The organism is Pricia sp. (assembly GCF_041745955.1).
GTDB lineage: Bacteria > Bacteroidota > Bacteroidia > Flavobacteriales > Flavobacteriaceae > Pricia.
Genome location: NZ_JBGTHY010000405.1, coordinates 1 through 8,947 on the forward strand (window position 1 = coordinate 1; position 8,947 = coordinate 8,947).

Here is an 8,947-nt window from a genome sequence, read left to right on the forward strand (position 1 = left end):
CATCATCGTCACCCACGATAACATCTCCGGGAAATACCGCCACGTCCCCACAACCTATTGGAACGTTGATATCAAGCGCTTGATTTAATGTTAGGTTTGTTGGTGCCGAAGGAGTCTTATGGAAAGATGGAAAAGGCAGGGCCGCGATTACATGAGAGTCCCTAAAACCCCCATCGGTAACAACGCCAGCTGCCCCTCTAATCATCAATCTGGTGACCAATATAGACCCGGCAGATGCGGCACGGGCACTTTTACGACTGTCCATGACAAGAACCGCTCCCTCGGGACATGTTTCGACAGCCACCCGTTGAGGGTGTTCCGGGTTTCTGAATACAGTGATCGGGTTTAAATCCTCCCTTGCCGGTATGTATCGTAAAGTAAAGGCTTCACCCACCATATTTGGCTTTCCCAAAGCCAAGGGCTTGACCCCCTGTATGAATTGGTTCCTTAAGCCTAGCTTAAATAGAATTGTTGCTATTGTTGGGGTACTGGTAACTTTTAATTGTTCCTTGGTCGAAGTTAACATATGGATATATGGATTGACAACTATTTACATGTCTTAAATTATTATAAGATAACACTTTATTACTTTAATTTTTATAAATAAATGGACAAAATTTAAAATTAATCAGTCGTAAATATAGAATAATTTCAATTCATGTAATAAAAATTTACAGGTTTATAGTTTTTGATTGCTATTTTTACTTAGATTTATCAGACATATATCAATTTTGGTGTTGCCAATAGTCTAAACTCAGGGAAGGTTAAATTTACAGCTAAAGCAAAAACGACATACAAGTTATGGATTCAAAGCCTTGCAAAGCTTCGTTGACCAGAAAACAATCTGCTTTCGCACAATCTTTGAACATTTTAAAAATACTTTAACCAATAAACCAACGACATGTTCGAAAAGTCTGGAAAAGCCATCCCAATAATTTCAGGAATTTCTTTTGCTGTGGCCATGGTAATGATTCTCTTAGGGTATTTACCCAAATCTGGAGTCCCATTGCTACTATCCTTTATTGGCATGGCGGTTTATGGCTATTTTAATCCCAAGTACAAAAAGATGGGCTTTACTTTTTGGGTGTTCGCATTCTTGATTGCGGCCATGTACTATCCTTTCCTATTTACGGACTGGGGGTTCAATACCGGAATATTGGTGATCCCTATGCTGCAACTCATTATGTTTGGAATGGGCACAAAACTGAGCTTGTCCGATTTTGGACACGAACTACGTACTCCAAAAGGAATTATTGCCGGTTTCATCATGGCGTTTACCTTTATGCCCATAATGGCAGTGTTGGTGGCAAAGCTCTTTGCCCTACCTCCCGAAATCGCAGTGGGCCTAATTCTTATAGGCTCTTGTCCTGGGGGAGCGGCATCCAATGTAATGGCCTATTTGGCCAAGGGAAATATCGCATTATCGATAAGTGTAACAACCATTACAACCTTGCTTACCCCCGTTGTGACCCCCCTTTTAATGAAACTCTTTGCGAGCCAACTTATTGAAATATCCTTCACAAGTATGATGTTATCAAGTTTTAATCTGATAATTGTCCCCATTACCGCGGGTCTGATCAGCAACAAAATATTGTATGGAAAAGCTATGTGGCTTCAAAACGGCCGCAACATCATAGGTTTGACCCTGCTTTTCTTACTACTTTCAGTGGTGTGCATATTTACCAAATTTCCTGATAGTTTGGCCGTTCTAAAACCTGGGCTTATACTAGGGTTTACACTAATGGCCCTAGTTTCTTTCACTAAGTTAATTGTCAAATGGTTACGGGGTGATGAGAACTGGATGGACAAAATTTTGCCATCCGTATCGATGGTATCCATTTTGTTATTTGTGACCATAGTCGTTGCGCTCAATCGGGATAAACTGCTAGAGGTCGGACTTATTTTGGTGGCTGCTTCCGTCGTTCTCAACGGCTTTGGTTTTGTTCTGGGCTATTGGGGTAGCCGCGCTGTAGGATTATCGAAAAGGGACAGTAGAACGCTTTCCATTGAGGTCGCCCTAAAAAATGGCGGACTGGGCATGGGGCTCGCCATCGATGCCCTTTCCAATGCAAATGCTGCCTTGGCCCCTATTGTTTTTGGAAAATGGATGAATATATCAGGGTCGGCCATAGCCAATTATTGGCGTGATAGACCTACTGAAGGAGAAATCGATAATGTGGCCCTACAAAAGGAAACCCAAAAACTTTGAAGAATAAGATTTCTTGATTGTACAAAAACATGCATCGGATAATCATTCACAATACTCTTGATTTAGCAAAACGTAAAAATTAAAACCATGAAACAACAATCCAGACGTTCCTTTCTCAATTCCATAGCAAGTATTTCGGCCTTAACGATGCTTTCCCCGTTCGAAAGCCTTATGGCAGCGGCAAGGGATAAAGTGAAAGTAACCGATATTAAAACGATGGTTTTCAAAGTGTCTCCCGAAGGTAGGAATTACTGCCTTGTGAAAATTGAAACCGATTCGGGACTATTCGGGATTGCCGAAGCATATGGTACTCCGGGATTGGGAATAGTCGCTGCCATTCACGGACTAAAAGAACTGTACATTGGAAAAGACCCTTTGCAAATAAATCGTTTATACATAGGAGAAGGTTCTTTTAGTAGGCTACAGTATTCCGACGACAGTGCCCATAGCCAATTTCGCGCCGTAAATGGAATTGACAATGCACTATGGGATCTGGCCGGTAAAATCTTGGATGTGCCGACCCATAGTTTATTGGGAGGCAAATTCAGGGATAAAGTACGTTTATATGACCACCATACCCCAAGGGACTATAGTGATAAGATTGCTTGCAAAGACTGGGCACAAGCTGCCAAGGAACGGGCCAATGGCATAGCCTGCCACAAGCTTGGCGTTCCCCGGCTTAAAGAATCGGAAGATTTTGGATATGACCCCTCCTATAGAAATCTTTCCAGTAAGGGATTGAGAAAATTGATCGAGGGATATGAGAATGTTCGAGAAGCCATTGGTTGGGATCACGATCTCATGATCGGTTGTCATTGGGAATTCAATATGCATACTGCCATTCAAGTGGCAAAAGGCCTTGAGACGGTAAAACCCCTTTGGCTGGAAGACCCCCTGCCCGTTGCCTATAATGTGGGGTGGAACAGACTTACCAATGAATCCCCGGTTCCAATATGTACCGGTGAGAACTGGTGGAATCAAGCGGACGCATTACCGTTCATTGAAAGTTCGGCAATTGATATAGTCCATTTAGACTTGCGCAATACCGGATTTACGGAGAGTAAACGGATTGCCGATTCCGCAGACCTCCATTTTCTCCAAATGGCCAACCATAACACGGGCAGTGTTCTCAACGGGATGGCATCAATACATTGGGCTTCTACTGTCAGGGACTACTTGGCCTGCGAAACGGTCTATTTCGCGGGGGATGCAGCGGATGATGTGGTACTACATGACGGTCCTCTTTGTAAAAATGGCTATGTGGAAGTGCCCGATAAACCGGGTTTGGGAATCGAACTTAATCCCGATTATATAAAATCACACTTGGAGCCCGGGGAGGTTTGGTGGGGTTAAAAATAAATAACACTGCTATGAACGGATATCTCGTATGGGAATTATGAAAACAATGTTGCTATTTTTAATATTTATAGGATTACTCTACTTCAGGGCGTATGCACAGGATGTTCCCAATATTAGATTATCAAATGGGTTGATAAAAGCAAAAGTGCTTTTACCGGATTCCGAACATGGGTTTTATAAAGGCGCTAGGTTTGATTGGGCCGGGGTAATTTCACAACTTGAATATAAGGGGCACTCTTTTTTTGGAAAATGGTTCATTTGGCCACAAGATTCCACCAAACAGAACACTATAATGGGGCCTGTGGAGGCATTTGACCCTTTGGGATATCAGGAAACCAAAACTGGGGGACACTTTGTGAAGATCGGGATAGGCGTCCTTGAGAATACCGATGATGCAAAGTATTATTTTGGGTATCCGTACAAAATAGTTGATACAGGTGAATGGACGATCAAGCATAACGAGAATCGGGTCGAGTTCAACCATAGATTGACCAATGGCCCATATCCATATTCCTATACCAAGACCATCGAATTTTTGGAAGGTGTTGCCACTATGAGAATTAGTCATACCCTAAAAAATTCAGGGAGTCAAATTATCGATACCCAAGTCTTCAACCACAATTATTTTGTTATTGACGAAAACAATGTTGATGCTGGATATCAAATCCAATTCCCGTTCAAGATTATTGCCAATAACGAAGGTCTTCGGGATTTTGCGGAAATTGAAAACAACCAGATCAATTTTAAAAGCGGGCTGGCAGAAAATGAGCACGTATATATTGGTTCCATCAAAGGGTTTAGTTCCGACCCCCAAGATTACAATTTAACGTTGGAGAGTATAAATGCCGGTGTGGGGGTTAATATCATGGGTGATAGACCTTTGTCTCGTGTAGTATTTTGGGCGGCTACGAAAACTGCATGTCCAGAACCATACATAGATGTGAAAGTAGCTCCTGGCGAATCATTTTCATGGACCCTGACCTATAACTTTTACACTCTTTAACATTTATTAAGAATGCGAAATTTTCTCAGCTGAATATAAAAATCACCTTTAGGTTCTAATTATTATGAAAAACAAAATAATACGGATGTTGTTCTTTATCTTAACTTTTTCCTTTGTAACGATGGAAGCACAAAACGTAGCTTCCACTCCGGACTATATAAGGACATTGACATTCCAATGGAAAGGGGAGCGACTTGCCGATGGCCGTCCCAAAGTGTCCGATGCCATTTTAGCTCGACTTAAGAATGTGGCCATGGAAGAGGCCTGGGGCTTTTTGCGCAGCAAGGGTTATAACAATCAGTACGAGGGGGATTGGCAGATTATCCATCCGGACGACCCTATGACGGGTAGAGTGGTCACGGCACAGTATATGCCACTGAGGGCCGATTTTAAGAATGTGGTACAAAGGCAAGCAGCAGTTGAAAAACGTGATACCATTGGGAAAGACAATTCTTGGCCCATACAGATTTTGCAACCCGGGGACGTGTATGTGGCCGATGGTTATGACAAGCTCATAAACATGGCCATTATTGGTTCCAATTTGGGAAATGCCATCTATAACAATTCAAAAAACGGGGTTATTTTTTACGGAGGGATTCGTGATCTTGATGGACTGCGGAAGATTAAGGGTTTTAATGGCTGGTTCCGCGGGCAGGACCCATCCTCTTCATCAGAACGGATGCTTACTTCTATCAATGCTCCTATCAGGATTGGGCGGGCTATTGTATTGCCAGGGGATGTGGTGCTGGCCAACGAATTTGGAACAATTTTTATCCCGCCCTATTTGGTTAATGAACTGGTATTGTCTTCCGAAGTCGTCGCCTTGCGGGATCAATTTGGATTTCAACGCTTGCGGGAGAAAAAATATACTCCCGGACAAATCGATATAAAATGGACGGATGCCATGAAAAAGGATTTTAGAAATTGGGTCGATGCTTATCCCGATAACAAGTTGCCCATGACCCGAAAGGAGCTAAATGATTATCTAAATGCACATAAATAGTCAAAGCCTATTATTATATTGCTTCACTGCTATTCGAAAGTTTTCGAAATTAATCAAAAAACATCTGCCAAGCCCCGTATCCAGTCCCTAACATTAGGTAACGGCGGAAAACAAGTCCTTCCCGACATCGAAATCGACCTTTGTCTGGCCGCGTACCCTCTTCGCGCCCTCGCCCACGTGGTTGCAGGCGTAGTCGAGGGTAAGGTAAAAGCACAGGCACATCCTTATCTTTTCCACGAAGTTGGAAAAGGCGGGCGATTTTTTTGCTATCGTCCTTTCTATCAACTGTAGAAGCAGGTAGGTGATCAGGGCAACGTATATCTGGGACTTGACCGCGTTCTCGCTTGTGCCGACGAAGGTCTTGATCTGCAGGTTCTGCTTGACAAAGAACAGCTCGATATCCCAGCGTTTTTTGTACAGGCCGGCGATCGTGCGTGCGCTCCAGTCCAGATTGTTGGTGATGATCTCCACGACCTTGTCCCCGTCATCCTTGTATACGTGCACAAGGCGCAGCTGGAGCCCGTATGGGCAATGGTACACAAACTGCGCAAGGCCATGGGGCAGAGGGACGACCGCTACACTTTGGAGGGCATGATCGAGGCGGACGAAGGATATTTCACGATAGAGGCCTCCGCCAAGGACCATGCAACACAGAAAAAAGGGCGTGGCAGCAAGACAAAGGCCAATGTCATGGTAATGGCGGAGAGCACCGTTCTGGAGGACATCGATACGGGAAAGGTGGAGTGGCAATGTAGATATTTCAAGGACCAAGGTCCTGACCGACCATAAAATGCAGGGCACCGACCGTACGCTCCAAAAAGCGATGGACAATGAGGAATCGATCGTCTTTACCGATAAATGTACATCGTACGTCAATATTGCCGACTATGTCGACATCCATATAAGCGAAAAGTCCGACGAACGGACCACCAAGAAAACCTTGAAGTGGGTACATATAGCCATAAGCAACGCTAAACGGAATTTTGTCGGGATTTACCACAAGATCAAGGCCAAATACCTTCAACTATACCTGAACGAGTTCGTTTATAAACTTAATAGAAGGTATTTCGGGGAAAGGATATTCGACAGGCTAGTGATAGCGAGTATCACGGCAAGTGGACATTAAACGGATATACAATTACCGGTATGAAGGTCCTCTTCGAGATATGGGCCTTTTTTATGCAATATTTTTGCTGCACTTCAAAATCTGCAGTCCTTGGACTCGGTCAAAGGGCCGGTTGTTTCTGTAAAGTGTTTTTTATAGGGAATCCGTTCAACGATACTTTTTTGCCATTTGACCCAGTGTATGCGGATTACCGAAAATCATGTGTTGTTCAACGATTTACGACTCTGTTCAATACGGAGTGCAGCGTTCTATTTATATAAAAACGCATGTCATGAAAACTATAGCAACTTTACTCTTTGTTCTTTTTATCGGAGTTATCGCACGGGCTCAGACCGCAGATGAAACAGCAGGGGTAGACGCAATAGAAATGACCAGCACCGTTGAAGGTATTTCTGAAGAGGTTTCCTTAGAAACTACTACCGAGGTAGCTCGTTTATACAAGCGTACCAACACTAGGGTCAAAAAAGAACTTACTTTTTCTACAAAGGCCAACCATGCCAAAACTGTTTAAGGTACTCATTTAAATAAAAATTCCGATTCAATCGATCATTTGAACTTTTAGATTTACTTTGTTAAAATTTTAAATAGTATCTGGTTTTGGTTCCGTTTTTACTCTTCTACTCCCGGCATTGGTGTGAAGGGTTGGATACCGAAAGCAGGATACACCTCACTTGGATAGTAGAAAGTACCACCACGGGATACCATTGAAATTGTTTTAATCGCTTTGATGTCCTCTATTGGATTTCCAGGAATCAAGAAGAAATCAGCCAGTTTACCGGGGGCAATGCTCCCAAGATCTGCATCCCCTAAATATTGGGCCATATCATAGGTGGCGAGTTTTACTAGCTCCGCCGGGGTATAGCCCAATTGTTGGTACAGCTCCAGTTCCCGATGGTAGAAGAAGGCACCTCCCAGATCTGTGCCGGGTACGATAAAGACCCCCTTATCCTTCATCATTTTTAAGGTCTCCACGATTTTTTCATAACCCTCGCGATAGGCTTTGTCGTCTTCCGGAGAAGCCACATCGGCCAAGGCCACTTTAAATCCACGTTGGGAGTTTGGGGGCATATGGTCTATAATATCCTTTGTGCCTTCCCAGACTTTCCCATTTCTAGCTTTCATCAACACCTCATGGATAGCCAAGGTAGGGTCCATCGCAGTCTTGTTCTTCACAAATAAATCCATGGTTTCCTGCACCTTGGGACCGTTCAGGTCTAAGCCCGGAAATCTTTTCAATGCCGTAAGTCGAAGTAAGGTTCGTGTATCTTCCTCGGGTTCCAAGACCCAACCCAACATGGTCTGATTAATATGGGTCATTTCGTCAAAACCGGCCCGTAGCATGGCGTTGGCATCAGAGAATGCCGGTACATGTCCACATACGAACATCCCGTACTTCTGTGCCTTTTTAACGATGGCCGGTGCCCAATCCCCGTTCATGGAATTGTATAATTTCACCCCATAGAAGCCCATGTCATGATAGCTATCCACTGCGGCCAAGGCCTCTTTTTCACTGGAAACCAAGATTCCATTATTTGCGCTGTACTCACTTTGTCCTTCAATAAACCCTAAGCGATGGACCCGTGGTCCGGCCAAAACCCCTGAATTTATTTTTTTTGTCAATTCGTCCAACACCGCATTGTCGTTCCCCATATCCCGAAAGGAAGTAATTCCCGCCAATACATTCAACAGGGCGCCTTCGTCCCCGGTATGGGCATGCATTTCGTACATTCCGGCTACCAAGGTGCCACCAGCCCCATCAATGAACACTTCATCTTCGCCCGTTGCGTCAGGGGCATCAATACTTACGATACGCTCACCATCCACCAATACAGATGAAAGCGCCGTGAGTGACAATGTTTTGGGGTCGAATAGTTTCACATTGGCAATGCGCACCTTTCTTCCATAGTTATGCGCGTATTTTTTTTGCAACGATTCAAAGCGCTGCGTTGAATATTTTTCGGCATAGGCCCTCAGTTCTTTTTCTTGCCCTTCAAACCCTTCACGAACAATAACAAACGACGGGCTGATCACTGCAAACAGGCGTTGATCATTGTCAGCGATAAAATAAGAGGGATTCAAATCTGCTCCCGACATCGCATAGGTAGTAAGGTCTACGGTAGTGGAATCAACCGTAATGCTGGTTTTTTCCATCACGGTAAGCTTCAGCTTACCCGCTGGTAGTACATCAGCAGAATTATCAGGAGATTTTAATAGGCTGCGTGCCGTAAGAATCTCCGAATACGGACT

At 43.9% G+C, this 8,947-nt stretch carries 7 protein-coding genes and 2 pseudogenes; 6 read left to right on the plus strand and 3 right to left on the minus strand.

Annotated elements, in window-relative coordinates:
- Positions 1–526 (minus strand): ribonuclease activity regulator RraA (locus tag ACEW8S_RS14570; RefSeq protein ID WP_373518865.1); only part of this gene is annotated, 526 nt, incomplete at its 3' end.
- A gap of 375 nt (positions 527–901) precedes the next feature.
- Between ACEW8S_RS14570 and ACEW8S_RS14575 the strand changes: the two genes are divergently transcribed.
- The 4 genes from ACEW8S_RS14575 to ACEW8S_RS14590 all read left to right on the plus strand — a co-directional run bounded on the left by ACEW8S_RS14575 (position 902) and on the right by ACEW8S_RS14590 (position 5,574).
- Complete coding sequence (locus ACEW8S_RS14575; protein ID WP_373518866.1) at positions 902–2,209, plus strand: bile acid:sodium symporter family protein; 1,308 nt, start codon at positions 902–904, stop codon at positions 2,207–2,209.
- An 87-nt stretch (positions 2,210–2,296) separates the two neighbouring features.
- Positions 2,297–3,562: a mandelate racemase/muconate lactonizing enzyme family protein gene (locus tag ACEW8S_RS14580; protein ID WP_373518867.1), complete on the plus strand. Its 1,266-nt coding sequence runs from the start codon at positions 2,297–2,299 to the stop codon at positions 3,560–3,562.
- 52 nt (positions 3,563–3,614) lie between these two features.
- Entirely contained in the window at positions 3,615–4,571 is a 957-nt protein-coding gene (locus ACEW8S_RS14585; RefSeq protein ID WP_373518868.1) for a hypothetical protein, read from the plus strand.
- A gap of 64 nt (positions 4,572–4,635) precedes the next feature.
- Complete coding sequence (locus ACEW8S_RS14590) at positions 4,636–5,574, plus strand: RraA family protein (RefSeq protein WP_373518869.1); 939 nt, start codon at positions 4,636–4,638, stop codon at positions 5,572–5,574.
- Between the two features lie 93 nt (positions 5,575–5,667).
- Here ACEW8S_RS14590 and ACEW8S_RS14595 read toward each other — a convergent pair.
- Positions 5,668–6,084, minus strand: a pseudogene (locus tag ACEW8S_RS14595) (transposase); the annotation flags it as partial.
- A gap of 6 nt (positions 6,085–6,090) precedes the next feature.
- Between ACEW8S_RS14595 and ACEW8S_RS14600 the strand changes: the two are divergent.
- Positions 6,091–6,700, plus strand: a pseudogene (locus ACEW8S_RS14600) (IS1595 family transposase); the annotation flags it as partial.
- Positions 6,701–6,971: 271 nt separating this feature from the next.
- A complete protein-coding gene (locus ACEW8S_RS14605) occupies positions 6,972–7,211 on the plus strand; it encodes a hypothetical protein (protein ID WP_373518870.1) in 240 nt (79 codons plus the stop codon).
- A gap of 98 nt (positions 7,212–7,309) precedes the next feature.
- On the opposite strand, the gene ACEW8S_RS14610 is transcribed toward ACEW8S_RS14605, so the two are convergent.
- A partial coding sequence (locus tag ACEW8S_RS14610; protein WP_373518871.1) for an amidohydrolase family protein occupies positions 7,310–8,947 on the minus strand: 1,638 nt, incomplete at its 5' end.

Coding starts and splice junctions, on each gene's coding strand:
- ACEW8S_RS14575 (WP_373518866.1), top strand. CDS start 902: ATGTTCGAAAAGTCTGGAAAAGCCATCCCAATAATTTCAGGAATTTCT.
- ACEW8S_RS14580 (WP_373518867.1), top strand. CDS start 2,297: ATGAAACAACAATCCAGACGTTCCTTTCTCAATTCCATAGCAAGTATT.
- ACEW8S_RS14585 (WP_373518868.1), top strand. CDS start 3,615: ATGTTGCTATTTTTAATATTTATAGGATTACTCTACTTCAGGGCGTAT.
- ACEW8S_RS14590 (WP_373518869.1), top strand. CDS start 4,636: ATGAAAAACAAAATAATACGGATGTTGTTCTTTATCTTAACTTTTTCC.
- ACEW8S_RS14605 (WP_373518870.1), top strand. CDS start 6,972: ATGAAAACTATAGCAACTTTACTCTTTGTTCTTTTTATCGGAGTTATC.